Below are 17,198 nucleotides of genomic sequence, written 5' to 3' on the forward strand. Positions count from 1 at the left end.
ATGCATGATGGGACGGCGGGCACGAAGCCTCCAGTGATCACAGAGCGTAGACAACTCGATGATCACCGACTTCGTGCCCGTTTCACTACCCCACGTCCTCACCGTCACCTACTGGCGGACGCTCTAAGGGTGACGGTCACCAGTGGAGCCGAGACGGCCAGCACCGACATCCAGTTCCCCTGCCGCTGACCTTGACACCAGCTCAGGCATCGCCCCCGCCGAGGTCCGCAGCCGCCCTGTCGCCCGTACCCTCCTCGCCGAGATCATCCAACGCGGACCGGCAGCGGCCGACCTGGCGCGACTGGCCGCCGTCCTCGGCCTGACCCGCCAACCCTGACCCGCACGACTCGTGAGCCGAAGCGTTCGGGCCGTCTCACCGCCGCCAGTTGTAGGGCGTCGTCGTGGAGACCTTGACCAGGCCGGAGCGTTCGAGGATTGGGCGCGAGTACTCGGTGGAGTCGCTGTTGATGAGCGTCTTGCCCATATCGAGCGCTGAACGGGCTCGTGCGGCCGTCAACGCGCGGTAGATCCCGCGGCCGCGCCACTCCGCACGGGTCGCGCCGCCCCAGATCCCGGCGAAGTTGGTTCCGTGCACCGGTTCCAGCCGGCCGGCACTGACGATCTGCCCGTCAGCCTCGGCAACCCACAACTCCATCCCGTCATCGCGAGCCAGGCGGCGCAGAATGGCGTCCGCCATACCCTCGCTGACCGGCTCACCGAAGGCCTCGTCCTGCATTCGGCTCATCGCTCGGACATCTGCCTCCTCGGTGACCCGACGCAGGGCCACGCCCTCGGGCAGCGGTACGTCGACGGCGAGTAGCCGCGTCTCGCCGATCATGATCGACTCAGGCTCTCCTGCGGTGAACCCGTTCTCCAGCAACGCCTCGTGCAGCCCCGGCGCGTGGTCGTGCCCGCGGGTCTTCCACTCGATCCGGCTGATCTCAGGGTCCGCCTGATAGTGCGCGAGCGCTTCGGGGACGAGTCGCCGAAGCGTGTCGGCGTCCGCGCCGCCGAGATCGCGGTAGGTGACAAATCCACGACCACCCGCGAAGGTGACGAGCCGTAGTGGTCCGTGCCGGGTGACCGAGATGGCGCTCGGCGTCTCGGCGTCAGTTCGAAGTTGCTCGTCATAGGCCGCCAGGAGGCTGGTGGAGTCGATCATTTCGATCACGATGCTGGGGCGGAGCCGAAGGCGCAACTGGTTTCGGTCCGTCATCCTGGGGTTGCCCGAGCCGACATCGATGGGAGCCAGTAGCGGTGCCTGACACGACGCCCAGCCAACCGGAGCCAGCAAGCCCACGCCGAGTCCGACAGTTCCGCTCCAGCCGACGACGCCGCATGGGCGACGCCGTCATCAGTGTGTTCGTCCGAGCGGGCCTGGTGCCCGGCACGTACATGCTGACCACGACGGGGCGCAAGACCGGCCGAGCACTCACGCACCCGGCGACCGTGGTCGAGGACGGGAGGCGGCAATGGCTGGTCGCGCCCTACGGAGCGGTGTCATGGGTGCACAACGCCCGGGCTGCCGGACGAGTCAGCCTGGCCCGACGCAGGGACCGACGTGACTATGCCGTCCGCGAGGTCTCGGCGGCGGAGGCCGGACCCGTACTCAAACGCTACGTCGCCGTCGCCACGCCCACCCGGCCGTACTTCAGCGCCGACAAGGACGCGCCGGTCGAGGACTTCGTGGCCGAGGCCGACCGCCACCCCGTGTTCGAACTCCTCCCGATCGACGAGCACGGCCCTGCCGCTGACAGCGAATCCTGACCGATACAGCGCCCTCGGCCGTACGCTCGGGATGTTCGGCCTGAAGGCGGTGAGCGCCGGCGGCCGGCGCAGACCTACGAGTTCCTCGCCAACAAGGCCGGCATATGACAGCGCGGGAGATCTGGACGATCGGGCACTGGACGTGCCCGGAACCGGCGTTCCTCGCCCCACTGCACGAGTACGACATCAGCCTGCTCGCCGACGTGCGCGCGCAGCCCGGATCACGGCGCAACCCACAGTTCGGGCGCGACACGTTGCCACGCTGGCTGGCCCGGGCGGGCATCGACTACGTCCACCTGCCCGAGTTGGGCGGCCGGCGCCGCAAGCAGGACGTGGACCCGGACATCAACGCCGGGTGGCGGCAGCCGAGCTTCAGAAACTACGCCGACTACACGCTCGGGCCGCAGTACCGCGAAGGCATCGAGCGACTGACTGCCCTCGCCACGGACCACCGCACCGCCATCATGTGCGGCGAGCCGATGCCGTGGCGCTGCCACCGGCTGCTCATCGCCAACACGCTCACGGCGCAGGGCTGGACGGTGTGGCACCTGATCGGCAAGGCCGAGCCACGGCGGCACGAGCCGGGCATGTGGGGCGCGACGCCATCAATCAGCGCAAACGGGCAGGTGACCTACCCGGCGACGCCATCCCCGGCGTCCGGGGTCAGCTGACCGCCCCACACACCGGATCCCGGATGGTGCCCTTCGCCCTGACCGGCGTGCGGACACCATCCGGGATCGCCCCGATGCAGCGGATCAGATGGTGAAGCCGCCGTCCACGTTGACCGTCGACCCGGTGATGTAGCGCGCGCCCGGGCTGGCGAGGAACGCCACCGCGGCAGCCACATCGGTCGGTGTCGCATAGCGGCCGAGGGCCGTGAACCCGTTGATCGTGTCGGCATTGGGGCCGTCGGCCGGGTTCGATTCGGTGTCCGTGGGCCCCGGGTTCACCAGATTCACGGTGATCGCCCTGCCGCCGAGTTCGCGTCCCAGCGCCTTGGTCAGGCCGATCAGCGCCGTCTTGCTCATCGCGTACAGGGAGAAGCCCGGGAAGACCGCCCGCTCGGCCATGTTGCTGCCGATGTTGATGATCCGCCCACCGCTCGACATGTGGCGCACCGCAGCCTGCGAGGTGACGAACGGCGCCCGGACGTTGACCGCGACGGTCTGGTCGAACTCTTCCAGACTCAGTTGCTCCAGCGGTCCGAGCAGGAACGCGCCGGCGTTGTTGACCAGGATGTCCAACCGACCCAGCTCACCGGCGACCCGGTCAACCGCGTCGACCACCTCCGCAGGGTCGGAACTGTCCGCCCGTACGGCCATCGCCCGCCGCCCCGCGGCCTTGATCTGCTCCACCACGTCGTCGGCGCGTTGCTGGTTCTGCTGGAACGTCAGCGCCACATCGGCGCCCTCCTCGGCCAGGCGCAACGCCACGGCGGCGCCGATACCACGACCACCACCGGTGACCAGAGCCACCTTGCCATCAAGTGCCTTGTTCATACCGAAAGCCTGATCGACAGCAGCCCCGCCGTCTGGCGGTGATCGGACGACGCGTTCGGTGTACAAAATTCTTGACATCATGTCTCCGTTGCTTTACCTTGACTGTGTCAAAGATTCTTTACATGGGAGCGGGACATGTCCTCGGAAGAGAAGCGCTCGTGGATCTACGTCCTGGTCGCCGTCAGCGTCTCTGCGGTCTACTTCGCCACCGTCCTGTCAAAGGTGGCGGGCGCGGACGTCGCGCGGATCGCCTATGTGCGGCCGATGCTCATTGCCATCGGTGCCGGGATCGGCCTGGGCATCGTCGCCAGCATCGCCGCCGCCATCGCCTCACCGAGGGAAGCCGGCCGGACCGACGAACGCGACCGGCAGATCCACCGGCTGGGCGAGTACGTCGGGTTCTACGTCATGAGCATCGCCGCAATCGTCCCGCTCGCCCTGACCATGGCGCAGGCCGCCCACTTCTGGATCGCCAACGCGCTGTACCTGGCGTTCCTCCTGGCCGCGCTCGCCTCGTCGATCACAAAGATCATCCTGTACCGGCGGGGCTTCTAGCCTTGGTCAAGCCCACGAGGATCACCAACTCGATCCGAGCGCTGCGGTTCGCGAACGGCGAGATGACGCAGGCGGAACTGGCCGACCACATCGGGGTGACCCGGCAGACCATCATCGCCATCGAGCAGGGCCGCTACTCGCCGTCGCTGGAGGTGGCCTTCCAGATCGCCCGCGTCTTCAACGTGCCGCTCGACAACGTCTTCCAATACCCCGACTCCGAGGAATGATATGCATACCCCTCAACGCCTCGCTCGCATCGCCGGGCTGCTCTACCTCATCATGGCCATCTGTGGCGCCTTCGCCGAGATCGTTCGCGCCACCGTGTACGAGCCCGGCGACGCCGCCACGACCGCGAAGAACGTCGCGATCCATGCCGGCCTCGTTCGGGCCAGCGTCGTGGCCGACCTGGTAGCCGTCCCGATCGGACTGCTAACCGCGATGGCCCTGTATCTCCTGCTCAAACATGTGCACGCCAACGCGGCCCGGGCGATGGTGATCTTCCTCGCGATCGCCGCCGCCATGATGGCCCTCAACCTGGCGCACCAACTCCAGGCACTGCACGTGAGCGAGGCCGCCTACCCGAGCGCCTTCGACACACAGGGCTCCGACGTGGTGCTGCTCATGCTCGACCTACACCACAATGGGTACCTCATGACGCAGGTCTTCTTCGGGTTGTGGCTGCTGCCGATGGGGTACCTCGTCTACCGGTCCCGCATGATCCCGCGCGTGATCGGGGTACTGCTCATCGTTGGCTGCTTCGGCTACCTCGTCGACACGTTCGCCCGGTTCACCGCCCCCGACCTGGGTGCGGTGCTGAGTCCGTTCGTCGTCACCCCACCCGCCGTGGCGGAGGTCTCCATGCTGCTCTGGCTGCTCGTGAAGGGCGTCAGGATTCCGCAGCGCGACCGGCCCGCCGCCGTCGCTGCTGCGTGAACCCTGACCGAGAGAAACGAACCTGACCAGGTAGCCGTCGCCGACCGGCGACGGCTACCGGCGCTGCGTGCGTTTGGTCAAGGGAACGTCACGTACGTCGACGACGCTCATAGGCGCGGATCACTCGGACCGTGGGATCGGCACTCTCGGGCGTACATAGCCGATCGGTCAGCAAAAAATCGGGCAAGGCGAACCCGTTCTCCTGCTCGGACAGCATGAACGTCCCGCCCCGCCTCTCCGGCTGCCATCCGTTCTCCAGCGCGTGAATGATGACGGCCCGCACGTCAGACGGCGTCGGATAGGCATCGTCGGTGGCGCATGCCCCACGGCATCGGCCAGGAAACCGACAGCAGATCCGCCTGAAGTGCCTGACTCGTCTTCCCCGCGCCCCACACCCGCAGCCGAATACACCGGTGGCAATCACCGCGACCCTGCACATGCCGGATCTCCGCACGCCACACGAAGGTCCGTGCGCCGATGCGCACCTGCCGCAGTCGCATCCGCACGTAGGTCACCTCACGGCCGATCTTCCCCGCTCCGCCGCGACCCGCCAAGGTATTTCCTGCGGCACCTGCCGCCGATCGCCTGCCGTGCACGCTCATGCCGATGTGCGGATGCCTTTTCCTCCGCCGCAGCCGATTGAACCGACGCGGGGGCCTGTGCCTCCGTCCCGGACGATCATGAAACCGTGACCCACGACAACGTCAAGAGACCCTCATATACTGCGCTCCATGGTGCCCTGGGAGGCGCCGACGAGGGTCACGGCACGCCGTTGGTCAGGAGACTGAAGTGGCGCTTCGGCTGATGGGGCCCCTTGTTCGGGTTGGTCGTCATGGTCGGCAGCGGGCATCTTCTAGTACTCGTGATGACCTTGATCCTTGGTGAGGCGCCGCGACGAGAGTTCATCCTGAGCGGGTTCGTACTGGCGTGGGTGTTGATGGCAGCAGTCACGTCGCTGCTTCAGTGGTGGGAGCAACGGAGCGGAGTGCCGTGGATCCAAGCTCAGAAACGTGTTGCGCGTTCTAGGAGGCTTGCCAGAGCGGCAGGCTCCTGAACGGCGGACACTGGCGGGGCTCCGTCAATGACGAGTGCAGGCACGCCTCGGATTCCCCTCTGGGTGGCGCGGCGTTCATCGGCTCGGACTTCATCGGTGAACGCGTCGCCGGTGAAGAGTTCAGCTATGTCGGCGAGATCAAGTCCGGCCTCGACGCCGAGCGCTTGGAGAGCGTCCGGATCGGCGATGTTGCGGCCTTGGGTGTGGTAACCGTGAAGGAGACGTTCCAGCACAGCGTCGGCCAGGCCGCGGGTGGCGGCCAGGTGGATCAGGCGGTGAGCATCGAAGGAGTTGACCGGCCGGGCCTGGTGCAGGTTGAGTTCGAGTCCCTCGGCTGCGCCGAGCGCTTGGATGTGGGCGACCCGGGCGCTCGCTCGGGCTGGGTCGTTCTGGTATGTGGCGATCACCTGCGCCGCGGTCAGGTCGGGGATGGGGCCTGCGTCCGGGTCGAGTTCGAAACTGCGCCAGACAACATTCACGTCGTTTTGGCCCTGCAAGGCGGCGGCCAGTCGTCTCTTGCCGATGTAACACCAGGGGCACAGGACATCGAAGTAGACCTCGATTTGCATGATCCCTCGGTCCCTTTCAGTCGAATGACGGGGCGGGCGTTGTGGCCTGCGCGGGCTGGCTCGGTGGATGTGGCGGGGTTGCGCGCCGCAGGGTCAGGGTCAGCAGGGCGAGCGCGATGAGCAGGGGAATCGTGATGAGCGCGTGCACGTGGAGGCTGTAGGTGAACGCGTCCCGAGCGGTCTGGGCCAAGGGGATGCCGAGGCTTTCGGGGAGTCGCTGGGCTGCCTGGAGGGCGGCGGGCAACGTCTCGCGGGCGGCATTGGCGACCTTGGCGGGGATGTCGTCGGGTGTACGGCCGATCATGTAGCCGCCGTAGACGGCGGTGGAGATGCTGCCGAGTACGGCGATACCGAGCGCGCCGCCGAGTTCGGCGCCGGTCTCGGAGATTGCTGAGGCGGCTCCGGCGCGTTCGGGTGGTGCCGCGCCGATGACCAGGTTGGTTCCCAGCGCCATGAACGGGGTCAGCCCGGCGAAGAGAAGGGTGGAGCCGGACACCAGGATGATGGGGTTGGTGTCCGCCTGGGTGAGCAGGATGGGACCGATGACGGCGAATGCGGCTCCGGCGCCCATGAGGACGGCTGGGCGGATTCGGCCGGTGAGGCTGGAGACCACCAGGGCCACGGCGGTACCGGTGACCGCGGCGGGCAGCTGCCACAGGCCGGCCTCCAATGGCGAGAATCCGAGCACCAGTTGCAGGTATTGGGAGGTGAGCAGGCTGGTCCCGAACAGGACGCTGCCGACCAGCACCATGCCTGTGACGGATACGGCGAACGCGGGAATGCGGAACAGTCCCAGGTCCAGGAGCGGGTTGGGCAGCCGCCGCTGTCGGCGTACAAAGACCGCGCCGATCACCAGGCCGGCGACCAGGACACCGACGGATGGCAGGGCGAAGCCGTGGACGGCGAGATCCTTGATGCCGTACACGATCGTCAGAGGGGTCAGCAGTGACAGGACCACACTGATCGCGTCCAGCGGCGCGGAAACCGAAGCGCGGGATTCGGGGATCAGGAAAGGGCCGGTGACCAGCAGCAGGGCCATGGTCGGTATGGCGAGCAGGAACACCGCCCCCCACCAGAAGTACTGCAGCAGCACACCGCCGACCAGCGGGCCGAGCGCACCGCCGCCCATGAAGGCCATCATCCAGATCGTGATGGCCAGGGTGCGCTGCCGGACGTCGAGGAACAGGGCGCGGATCAGCGCCAGTGAGGACGGTGCCAGCGCGGCGGCGGCGACTCCCTGGACCGCCCGTGCTGCGATGAGCATGCCGGCACCGGCGTACGCGGCGACGACGGATGCGCCGGTGAAGGCGAGGGCGCCGACCAGCAGGATCCGGCGGTGTCCGAAACGGTCGCCGAGCGTACCCATCGTGACCAGCGATCCGGCGACCATGAAGCCGTAGATGTCGGTGATCCACAGCAGCTGAGGGCCGTCGGGCTCCAGCTCGGCGCTCAGACTTGGCAACGCCAGATAGAGCACCGACATGTTCATCATGACCAGCACGGCGGGAACACCCAGGACCGCCAAGGCCGTCCACTCCCGGACTCCGGCTCTGGCAGGGCGGTTGTGGGCCATGTGGAATCCGATCTCAGCCACGGACATGGCCGGCGGGAACGAGCAGGGTCTTGCCGGTGGTGGTCCGGGACTCGATCGCTCGGTGCGCGGCGGCCGCCGCCTCAAGCGGGAAGGTCTTGCCGGTGACCGGCCGCAGCTTCCCGTCGGCCGCGAGGTTCAGCGCATCGACGATGAGAGCGCGGTTCTGGGCGGGGCTGGGTGCGGCGGTGAGGCCGATGACGCCGATGACGCCGATGACGCCGATGGAGCGTGCCCGGAGTTCGCCTTCGTCGAGTTCGGCTTCGGCGCCGCTGGCCATGCCGTAGATGCTCACGCGTCCGCCTTCGCGTAACGCCCCGATCGCCTCGGTGCCGATCCGGCCGCCGACCCCGTCGAAGACGAGATCGAGCCCGGCGTCGCCGGTCTCCTCCGCCACCTGATCCAGCCAATCAGGCCGGGAGTAGTCGACATAGGCGGCCGCGCCCAGCGACGTGACCAGCCCCGCCTTGCCGACACCTCGGGCAGCACCGATCACATGGGCATCCGCCCCGGCGGCGAGTTGCACCAGCAGGCTGCCGACACCCCCTCCCGCAGCCTCCACGAGAACCCGCTCCGACGGCTTGATCTCCGCCTGCCGGTACAGCAGCAGCGCCGTACGCCCATCGGCCAACAGCGCGACCGCATCCTTAAGCTCCAGACCCGCGGGAACCGCAACCACGTCCAGTGCCCGAGCCAGCGCCAGCTCGGCGTAACCGCCCTCGCCGCCGGTGGTGGTGACCACGACCGTCCCCATGAGGGCCGGGTCCACGTCCGCTCCGACCGCGACGATGCGACCGCCCACGCCATTGCCGGGTGTACGGGGAAGCGCGGGTCTGCCGAACGGCCCGTTGCCTGAGCGCACCTGCGTCTCGACAAAGGTGATGCTCGCGTACTCCACCGCGACGAGCACCTGCCCCGGCCCTGGCACGGGATCTTCGACCTGTCGTATCCGCAAGACCTCCGGCCCTCCGAACTCTTCCATCACCACAGCCCGCATGACGCCCCTCCAAACGGATAAATTCGCTTCGTTTGAGGGAACCTATAACGGAGTGAATCGCTTCGCAAGGCGACTACAGTGAGCGCATGGCCCGCAAAGCTCCCCGGCACGCCGAAGCCGAACGCAACGACCACGCTCTCCTGGAGGCCGCCAAGAAGGTCCTGGCCGTGGACGGAGCGCATGCGTCGGTGGCGACGATCGCCGCACGCGCCGGAGTCGGCATCGCCAGCCTCTACCGCCGCTACCGCTCCAAGGACGAGCTCTTCCAGCACCTCTGCGCACTGTCACTCGACCAGTGGATTCGGGCCGCCGAACGCGGCCTGCAGCATGACGACCCCTGGGAGGGGCTCGCGCACTACATCGACGCCTGCATCGAGTTCAGCGGCGGTGCCCTCGGGCCGCTGGCCGGCACGATCGCCGTCACCGACGAGATGGCGGCCAAGTTCACCAGGTCCGAGGAGCTGATGCGAGATCTGGTGGCCCGTGCACACGCCGCCGGAGTGCTCAGACCGGACGCCACAGCCATGGACATCTCGCTACTGATCGAACAACTCGGCAAGTCCCCCCTGATCGAACAACTCGACCGGCAGGACCGTACCGACCTGATCGACGCAGCCCGCAACGCCCGAAAGCGTACGATCGCCATCGCTCTCGACGGCCTGCGTCCCGGCCACCCTCAACTGTCCGGGACCGCGCCCTCTCCCGCCCTCCTCGCCGAACGCTGGGAGCACGCTCCCCGAGGCTCGACGAGGCTGCCAGAACGGTCGTAGACCAAGGAGGCCAGCCGGAGCATAGGCACCCGCAAGGCTATCGACCGCGACTGGCTATTGACCTACGAAACCGCGTACGGCCACCAGATCCGCGTCGCGTTCCCACCGGACGACGCTGCCACGGCCCGCGCCGTCATCACCGCCGCCGCACACGAGATGGGCTGCACGGTTCTAGCGACAACCACCCACAGCCGCACGCCAACCTGAATTGGCTCCTGCCCCTTCAACACACGCACATGACCGGGCAGCAATTCGCCATCGAACACTACGCGCCCCACGCCGCTCCGCTCTGCCACGGCGGGTACCGCAGGCGCGGCGCTGGGCGTACAGCAGACGCGCGAGGTACTGCACGAGTTCCCTTCGGGACATCGACCGTGGCAGGGATAGGCAATCACGTGGAACCCTCCCGAAGACGTGGATCTGTCGCAAGAACCTGTCTATCGACGGCTCCACGCCTGTCTCCATCACCGCCCGACCCGCCACCTTCGCCCGTGTCGCACCACTAGGGCCACTGGACGGCCTCGACGACGAGTTCTGCGGAGCACGAATTATCATCGATCCGCTCGGCTCGAATGGTGAGCGATGACTTGCCCTTAGGTACGTTCAGTTCCTGTTCCTGGTTCCCAGAACCAGCCATGCCGTTGCCGAGAGCTTTGCCATCAGCGAGAAGCTCCCACCGAACCTGCGCGCGACCCGAGCAGCCATCAACAACGATGCCCAGATTTCTCTGGCGTGCCGGACCTGAGAGGGTGGCCTCTGCCTGAATTCTCTGTCCCGACGAGTCAAGGAACCAGCGGTTGGTACATGTAGTACTCATTACCCAGCCGAGACCCGTGGTCTCGCATTCCTGCTGTGCCGCGTCGCCGACGGAGAATCGTATCTCGGTGCGATTAGGCGGCTCAGGAAGACGAGAAAGAAGGGTCCCGCCGACCCCCATTGCCAGTAAGGCAAATGCCAATCCTGCCACAACGAGCATGCGGCGTGTCTTCTTGCGCAGGATGTCCCCGGCGGTCGTACACTCGGATTCGTATGCCGCCAGGATGTCTGGCTTGTCCAGGGAGAGCGCCAACGCACGGACAAAGGGCCTCGCCAGATCCAGCGTCGCCTTCATCCGGAAGGTGTTCGACGCTTGCACGGCCGTGAAGACACCGACCAGCGTACCTATTATCGCCGCAAACCAGGACCCCAGTTCCGCCCAGTTCGTCCAGTGCGGCATGGCTCTCCATCGCTCGGCAGTTGTAGGAAATACGAGTGAGCATAGGCGAACGTCCGGCGGCACGCCGGTTCTGCTCCGCCCTGCGGCAGGCGCCCATTGCCCCTTTTGCGCATATCCCGGCGGGCTCCCAGTTTCCGCACTCGCCGTACCACTTCCGGCGCTGACCAGGGTTTTTGAGCCGCCGTGGCAGCGTGCCGACCCCGCGCCCAGGCGACGGAAAATTCTCCCCAGGCGCGTTGGCAGTAGCACGCTGTCTCGATCTCCTTGCCCGAGTGCCCAACCCGGGGAACGCTGAAGTCTCCGGGCAGCCGGCCCTTGCTGAGATCACCTCAGTGCAGTTGCCGGATCACGTCCTGGTCGTCGGCCTCGATGAACTGCCGGGTGAGATCAGCACAGAACTCACGCACGCCGTCGAAGTCGAACGTTCCGGTCTGGGCGAGGACTCCGTCACCGTCCTTCTCGGGTGAGACGGCGTCATCGGCTGGGACGGTGGCGAATCGCCGGAAGATCTCGACCGTCGCCCGCACGTCGGCGGCGGCGACCTCGCCGGGGCGTACCCCGGCAAGATCAAGCATCGATATCAGCAGCGACTTCGTCTCACTGATCAACACGATCTCATCATCCCGCGTCGTTGCGTCACCGCCGCCTGAGCGCAGCAGTCCACACGAAAATCACATGCACGCTTCTGCCGCCGACCGCGCGTCATGGTGCTACAGATGACAACGCCAGCGACGGCGGCGATGCCGGCGAGCAATGCGAGAAACAGCAGCCAGAACATCGCAATGGACAATTCACGCAGCGGCACGATGGTGTTCAGCATCTCGACCGTGCCGGAGCCGTCGTGGGTCACAACGCCGACCGGGTGCTCGTACGCCGCAAGGGCGACGACGGTATGGACGATGTCAACGACCGTGAGTACGACGAGGCTTACGGCAGCGGGCGTTACCGCTGCATGCCTTCACGGAAGGAAGCCCGCATCCAGCGGATTACCCGCCCATGGCCACGACGAGTTCGTCAGTGCGACCCAGCCGGTTTCGACTCCGGCTGGTGATCTCCCAGTCCTCCTCGTCTATCGGACCGCCGTGGTATGTACGCGGCGGCGGTCCCTGTCAGACTGCCGATGGCCAGGGCGACGGCGAGCGGGAAGAAGAGGTCCCATGGCATCGGCAGCGAGCGACCGAGAAGGACGCCAGCCACCAGACACCCGGCAGTGGTGACCGACAGGGCAAGAACTGCTCGCAGCCGGTATCCCCGACGAATCGGCGGCATCCCGAGAGCGCCGAGGGCAGCCGCACCGACAACGGGGTCGGTCCACCCAATGCCACCGGCAGCCAAGACAACCATCACGCCGACGAGGACGCCCATCAGCGAGGAGGAGGCGGCACCCCGCAACGCCGTGGCGAGCGGCGGATCGGGAATTCCCGATTCCCCGGTGAAGACAAGACGCCCGGCTCGGTTGTATGCCCAGTCAGGCACGACCGGACCCGCAGGTGATCGCTGGGGTTCTGCGGGCCCATCGACTGCCATGCACCAAGTGTGGATCGGCGAACAAGCGATATCGACCTGCACACGAACCGTCGTCACAGGCTGACAGGCCCGGGCACCGTCCACCTCTGTCGAGGGCCGCGCGTCACGGAGCACGGCCGTCGTACAAGGATGGCGGCGCCCGGACGTGCCGATGAGCGAAAGCTTGATCATGTCGGCAGCGAAATGCTTGCTCCTCACGTGGCGTCATGTCACATAGTCGGTGCCGTGGATGAACACCTGAGCGTGGGGCGTGTGGCGCAGTTGGCCGGCGTCAGCGTCCGCACACTGCATCACTATGACGAGGTCGGCCTCCTGGAGCCGTCCACCCGGACTGCGGCGGGGCATCGGGCCTACTCCGCCGGCGATGTGGAGCGACTCCGGGAGGTGCTCGCCTACCGGCGGCTCGGCTTCGGACTGCGGGAGATCGCGGATCTGGTCGACGATCCGGCCACCGACGCGGTCGCGCACCTGTGCCGGCTGCGCGGCCTGCTGATGGACCAGCGTGACCGCGCTGCTGCCACGGTGGCGGCCATCGACAGGGAACTGGAGGCACTAGCAATGGGAACCAGGACCACTCCAGAGGAGCAGTTGAAAGTGTTCGGTGCGCAGTTGCACGACGCCATCGGGCCCGCGTACCGAGCGACGCGGCGGACCGAGCCGCGAATCGCCGCGCGCATCTGGGATGCGCTGGGCGACGCCCGAACGGTCCTGAACGTCGGGGCTGGCACCGGTTCCTACGAGCCCCCCGACCGCGACGTCACGGCGGTGGAACCGTCGGCGGTCATGCGGGCGCAGCGTCCCCCGGGTGCGGCGCCCTGCGTGGCCGCCGCGGCGGAGAGTCTGCCGTTCGCGGATCAGTCCTTCGACGCCGCGATGGCGGTCAGCACCGTCCATCACTGGCCGGACCCGATCGCCGGGCTGCGGGAGATGCGGCGTGTGGCTCGCCGCGTGGTGGTGTTCACCTACGACGCCGCTGACACCGGCTGGCGTCAGCGGTTCTGGCTCACCCGCGACTACCTGCCCGAGTTCGCAGACCTTCTCGTCGGATGGCCGTCCCTGGCCGAGCCGACCCGCGCGATCGGAGGACGCGCGGAGCCCGTGCTCGTGCCGTGGGACTGCGCTGACGGCTTTTTCGAGGCACACTGGCGCCGGCCTGAGGCGTACCTGGACGAACATGTACGCCGGGCGGTTTCGGTATGGACCAGAGTCGGACCGCAGGCCGAGCAACGGGCGATCAGCACACTCCGCGAAGACCTCTCTTCAGGCCGGTGGGTCGGACGTAATCGCAATCTCGTCGCCCTCGACACCGCAGAGCTCGGCCTCCGTCTACTCGTAGCCTGAGCCACCGTGCGCGACGCACAGATCCGATGCCCGCTCATGCCGCGACGCGCTCGTCACCGAAGGTGACGTCGCGCCCGTCACCGTGTGAGTCGAACGCCCTCCTGCAAAGCGCCACAAGATCCGGTGGGACCGGAATTTACGGCCCGGTAACGACATTCGCGAGCGGCTCGCCCGCCACGTACCGCCGTACCTGGTCGACCAGCAGCCGTCGGGCCCGCGGTGCCAACGCGGCGGTCAGGCCGCCGACGTGCGGGCTGATCAGGACGTTCGGTGCGCACCACAGCGGATGGTCGGCGGGTAGCGGCTCGGGTTCGGTGACGTCCAGGGCAGCGTGCAGCCGACCCGCGTTGAGCTCGGCGAGCAGCGCCTCGCTGTCCACCACCCGCCCCCGTGACACGTTCACCAGCAGGGCGCCGTCGGCCATCCTGGCGAGGAAATCCCTGTTCACCAGGCCCTCGGTCTCCGGGGTCAGCGGGGTGGTCAGGATGACCACATCCGCTCGGGGCAACATCTCCGCAATGTCGGAGACTGGCCGTACGCCGGGGCGGGCACTCCGTGCCACCCGGCTGATCTCCACCTCGAACCCAGCGAGCCGGCGCTCGATCGCGGCGCCGATCGAGCCGTATCCGACGATCAGCACTCGGGCGTCAGCCAGCCCGGTCGACCAGCCCGAGGCCCAACGGCCCTCTCCCCCCGCCCGAACGAAATCCGGCAGCCGACGCCGGGCGGCCAGGGTGAGTGCCACGGCCAGTTCGGCGGTGGCCGCGTCATGCACGCCCCGGCCGTTGGCCAGGATCAGGCCAGGCCGCAGGTACGGCAGGACGTGGTCGTAGCCGGCGGTCACGGTCTGCACCACCTTGAGTCGGGGCATCCGCGCGATCGGCTTGCAGAGACGCGGATCAATAATCCCGTACGGAACCGCATAAAACTCGACATCGTCCAGGTTCTCGGGCACGGGTTGAGTTCCGTCGTACAGCGCGACGTCAAGATCGCCAAGCTCGGCCACTGCGTCGGGGTGAGAGATCAGGTAGCGCACGGCGACAACCATGCCTTATTTCTCGCCTGGAGGGCCGGTCAAGGCAAGTCGACACCCTTGAGTGTCACAGTGAGTAAGGCTGGTGGGGATCTGGCCGCTCCAAGCGTCCTGATTAGGCGCTGTGGCCGGTATCCGATAGATCATCTCACGCCAATCAGCGGCTCGACTGATCGCCGCGATTGTCAAACTGCGGGTACCGCCTCGGTGGGCCCTGTCGTGAAGAAGCGGATGATGTCGTCGGCTGCGGTTGGGGACAGCATCATCGCCTGGACTCGCGCGGACATTTCGGCGATCGGGTGAGTTCTGGTGAACATCGCCTCCTCGTACCTCCGGATCGCCGCGTCTGGGTCGGCGGGACTGGTGGCGAGTTCGACGGCGAGTTCGGCGGCGTCGAGCATGGCCTGATTGGCGCCCTCGCCGACCGGCGGCATGAGGTGCGCGGCGTCACCGATGAGGGTGATGCCCGGCTGGTGGACCCAGCGGGTACCGGTGGGCATCGCCTCGATCCTGCGCGGCGTCGGCGGGCTGTCGCCGGCTTCGATGAGTGCGGTGAGGCTGGCGTCCCAGCCATCGAACATGTCCAGCAGAGCACGCTTACTACGGTATGTGTCGATGTCGCGATTTTCTGCGCGCAACGAGATTCCGACCCGGATGCTGCCGTCGCCGAGGCGTTGCGCCGCAAGGATCTGGTTCACGCCGATGCACCACAGGTTGCCGGGACCGACCAGCTCAGCGAGATCCGGGTGACGCCGGTCGGCGTCGCTGATGTTGAGTTCCACCAAGGTGGCCACGTGGGACAGTGTCACGTCAGTCAGCAACGATCGGACGATCGAACGCGTGCCGTCGGCGCCGATGAGAATGTCGCAATCGGTCCTGTGGCCACCATCGAACCTCAGCCCGAGGCCCCCGTCGGGGCGTGGCGTCGCCGCGACGAGCCGGTGCTGCCAGGCCACCGTGTCGCCGGGAAGCGAGTCGAGCAGAAGATCACGCAGTACGCTGCGGTCGATCTCGGGACGTCCGGAGAATGAGCCGGGTTGCGGCTTGTGGTGCACGAGGGTGCGTCCGGCCGGGTCGAGGATGCGATGCTCCTCGCCCTCCGGCCGCGCCTCGGACCGGAACCGGCCGGCGAGGCCCGCCTCGGCCAGGGCCTGCTGCCCGGACTCCGGGTGCAGGTCGAGCGAGCCGCCCTGTGATCGCGCGGATCGGCTTGCCTCGCGTTCGTACACCACCGCGTCGATGCCGTGCCGGTGCAGGATTCGTGCCAACGTCAGGCCGCCGAGCCCACCCCCGGCGATCGCGATTCGCGTCCTCATCTGCGTTACCGTACACTGTATTTTGTGGATACGGCGTACGGTAGCGAAGTGTTGCCCGTCTGGGAGCGGCCCGAGCCTCAGGCGCGGGCGGCGCCGGTGCCGTTGAGTCGCGCGAAGATCGCGGCTACGGCGATCCGCCTGGCGGACGCGCACGGCCTCGACGGAGTGTCGATTCGCAAGATCGCAAAAGAGCTCGGTGTCGGCCCGATGCGGCTCTACGACTACGTGCTCAACAGAGCTGAACTGCTCGATCTGATGGTCGACGCCGTCTATGCCCAGATCGCCGAGGCCGGCCAGCACTCCGAGTGGCGTGCCACGGTACTGGCCATCGTTCACCGGACCCGCGACGCCACCCTCGAGCATGAGTGGTTCGCCGACCTGCTCGGCGCAAGGCCACACCTGGGACCTCACGCCCTCGCCGTGGGCGAGTCGACCGCGGCGGCGCTCAGCCAGGCCCCTGGCGTACGCGACGTCGACGACCTCCAGCGTGCCCTGGGCGCCCTCAACGCCTTCATCATCGGAGCGCTTCGCAGAGAGGTCACCGAGCGCCGTACCGCCCGTTCCACCGGCACCGACCTGTCCGCCTGGCAGGCCAGCCTCGGGCCCTACCTGACCCGCATGCTCGAAACAGGCCGCTACCCCACCGTCGCCCGGCTCGTCCTCGACGGTGCCCACCTCGACGCCGAGGAGACCTTCCACCGCAATCTGACCACCATCCTGGACGGCATCACCGGCCACCCCCACACGTGACCTGCTGCTCGCAGGCCGGTGGTCGGCTGAACACCGCGTCGTGAACCGTAGGGGTGGTCCCATCCGATGATGGGGTGTGAGCGACACCCTTGACGTTCTCCCCGCCCTGAAGGGCGGGGATTCCCTCCGCGCTGCGCGCAGAACGGCGCGCAGCGCCCGGGCGGATTCCTGCTTCACGGCGCGGTGCCGGCACGGGTGCCGGTCTTACCTGCGCTCCACAGGCGTTTGGGCTCTCGGCGCGTCCCGCCGCGAGCACGTTGACGGCCGCGTTGATGTCCCG

Annotated in this window: 18 protein-coding genes; 8 read left to right on the top strand and 10 right to left on the bottom strand. The window is 67.4% G+C overall.

From position 1 onward, the window contains the following. Positions 1 to 373: 373 nt before the first annotated feature. Complete coding sequence (locus IEY61_RS30200; RefSeq protein ID WP_229706597.1) at positions 374 to 1,300, bottom strand: GNAT family N-acetyltransferase; 927 nt, start codon at positions 1,298 to 1,300, stop codon at positions 374 to 376. Positions 1,301 to 1,338: 38 nt separating this feature from the next. Here IEY61_RS30200 and IEY61_RS30205 point away from each other — a divergent pair, with 38 nt between their 5' ends. Together IEY61_RS30205 and IEY61_RS30210 are read left to right on the top strand one after the other, a co-directional pair. After that, on the top strand, positions 1,339 to 1,767 hold the full coding sequence (locus tag IEY61_RS30205; protein WP_189050620.1) for a nitroreductase family deazaflavin-dependent oxidoreductase: 429 nt from the start codon (positions 1,339 to 1,341) through the stop codon (positions 1,765 to 1,767). Between the two features lie 104 nt (positions 1,768 to 1,871). After that, positions 1,872 to 2,438 (top strand): DUF488 domain-containing protein, encoded by a 567-nt coding sequence (locus IEY61_RS30210; RefSeq protein WP_189050623.1) that lies wholly within the window; start codon positions 1,872 to 1,874, stop codon positions 2,436 to 2,438. Between the two features lie 84 nt (positions 2,439 to 2,522). On the opposite strand, the gene IEY61_RS30215 is transcribed toward IEY61_RS30210, so the two are convergent. Next, positions 2,523 to 3,266, bottom strand: coding sequence for an SDR family NAD(P)-dependent oxidoreductase (locus tag IEY61_RS30215; RefSeq protein WP_189050625.1), 744 nt, complete (start codon positions 3,264 to 3,266; stop codon positions 2,523 to 2,525). Between the two features lie 135 nt (positions 3,267 to 3,401). Between IEY61_RS30215 and IEY61_RS30220 the strand changes: the two genes are divergently transcribed. The 3 genes from IEY61_RS30220 to IEY61_RS30230 are packed head-to-tail and all read left to right on the top strand — an operon-like array spanning position 3,402 to position 4,754. After that, positions 3,402 to 3,821 carry a hypothetical protein gene (locus tag IEY61_RS30220; RefSeq protein ID WP_189050628.1) on the top strand — a complete coding sequence of 140 codons (420 nt, stop codon included), beginning with the start codon at positions 3,402 to 3,404 and terminating at the stop codon, positions 3,819 to 3,821. 2 nt (positions 3,822 to 3,823) lie between these two features. Beyond that, positions 3,824 to 4,048, top strand: a complete 225-nt coding sequence (locus IEY61_RS30225; RefSeq protein WP_189050630.1) for a helix-turn-helix transcriptional regulator — start codon at positions 3,824 to 3,826, stop codon at positions 4,046 to 4,048. A gap of 1 nt (position 4,049) precedes the next feature. Next, on the top strand, positions 4,050 to 4,754 hold the full coding sequence (locus IEY61_RS30230; RefSeq protein WP_189050632.1) for a DUF4386 domain-containing protein: 705 nt from the start codon (positions 4,050 to 4,052) through the stop codon (positions 4,752 to 4,754). 1,002 nt (positions 4,755 to 5,756) lie between these two features. Here the strand turns inward: IEY61_RS30230 and IEY61_RS30235 are convergent. The 3 genes from IEY61_RS30235 to IEY61_RS30245 are packed head-to-tail and all read right to left on the bottom strand — an operon-like array spanning position 5,757 to position 8,965. Then, positions 5,757 to 6,377 carry a DsbA family oxidoreductase gene (locus IEY61_RS30235; protein WP_189050634.1) on the bottom strand — a complete coding sequence of 207 codons (621 nt, stop codon included), beginning with the start codon at positions 6,375 to 6,377 and terminating at the stop codon, positions 5,757 to 5,759. 16 nt (positions 6,378 to 6,393) lie between these two features. Next, the gene (locus IEY61_RS30240; protein WP_229706599.1) at positions 6,394 to 7,950 is read right to left on the bottom strand and encodes an MFS transporter; all 1,557 of its coding nucleotides are present in this window, start codon (positions 7,948 to 7,950) and stop codon (positions 6,394 to 6,396) included. Positions 7,951 to 7,963: 13 nt separating this feature from the next. Next, a complete protein-coding gene (locus IEY61_RS30245; RefSeq protein ID WP_189050636.1) occupies positions 7,964 to 8,965 on the bottom strand; it encodes a zinc-binding dehydrogenase in 1,002 nt (333 codons plus the stop codon). A gap of 86 nt (positions 8,966 to 9,051) precedes the next feature. Between IEY61_RS30245 and IEY61_RS30250 the strand changes: the two genes are divergently transcribed. Next, positions 9,052 to 9,735: a TetR/AcrR family transcriptional regulator gene (locus tag IEY61_RS30250; protein ID WP_189050638.1), complete on the top strand. Its 684-nt coding sequence runs from the start codon at positions 9,052 to 9,054 to the stop codon at positions 9,733 to 9,735. Positions 9,736 to 10,237: 502 nt separating this feature from the next. Here the strand turns inward: IEY61_RS30250 and IEY61_RS30255 are convergent. The 3 genes from IEY61_RS30255 to IEY61_RS30265 form a co-directional block, all read right to left on the bottom strand. Continuing rightward, entirely contained in the window at positions 10,238 to 10,951 is a 714-nt protein-coding gene (locus tag IEY61_RS30255) for a hypothetical protein (RefSeq protein ID WP_189050640.1), read from the bottom strand. 329 nt (positions 10,952 to 11,280) lie between these two features. Then, entirely contained in the window at positions 11,281 to 11,562 is a 282-nt protein-coding gene (locus IEY61_RS30260; protein WP_229706600.1) for a hypothetical protein, read from the bottom strand. Further along, complete coding sequence (locus tag IEY61_RS30265) at positions 11,556 to 11,801, bottom strand: hypothetical protein (RefSeq protein ID WP_189050642.1); 246 nt, start codon at positions 11,799 to 11,801, stop codon at positions 11,556 to 11,558. Before IEY61_RS30265 ends, IEY61_RS30260 begins: the two co-directional genes overlap by 7 nt. A 902-nt stretch (positions 11,802 to 12,703) precedes the next feature. Here IEY61_RS30265 and IEY61_RS30270 point away from each other — a divergent pair. Next, on the top strand, positions 12,704 to 13,819 hold the full coding sequence (locus IEY61_RS30270) for a MerR family transcriptional regulator (RefSeq protein WP_189050650.1): 1,116 nt from the start codon (positions 12,704 to 12,706) through the stop codon (positions 13,817 to 13,819). A gap of 136 nt (positions 13,820 to 13,955) precedes the next feature. On the opposite strand, the gene IEY61_RS30275 is transcribed toward IEY61_RS30270, so the two are convergent. Beyond that, on the bottom strand, positions 13,956 to 14,867 hold the full coding sequence (locus tag IEY61_RS30275; RefSeq protein ID WP_189050644.1) for a 2-hydroxyacid dehydrogenase: 912 nt from the start codon (positions 14,865 to 14,867) through the stop codon (positions 13,956 to 13,958). Between the two features lie 170 nt (positions 14,868 to 15,037). After that, on the bottom strand, positions 15,038 to 16,168 hold the full coding sequence (locus IEY61_RS30280; RefSeq protein ID WP_189050646.1) for an FAD-dependent oxidoreductase: 1,131 nt from the start codon (positions 16,166 to 16,168) through the stop codon (positions 15,038 to 15,040). A 48-nt stretch (positions 16,169 to 16,216) separates the two neighbouring features. Here IEY61_RS30280 and IEY61_RS30285 point away from each other — a divergent pair, with 48 nt between their 5' ends. Beyond that, positions 16,217 to 16,918, top strand: a complete 702-nt coding sequence (locus IEY61_RS30285; RefSeq protein WP_229706601.1) for a TetR/AcrR family transcriptional regulator — start codon at positions 16,217 to 16,219, stop codon at positions 16,916 to 16,918. Positions 16,919 to 17,198 lie beyond the last annotated feature (280 nt).

It is taken from the genome of Micromonospora sonchi, assembly GCF_014646235.1.
Classification (GTDB): Bacteria; Actinomycetota; Actinomycetes; order Mycobacteriales; family Micromonosporaceae; genus Micromonospora; species Micromonospora sonchi.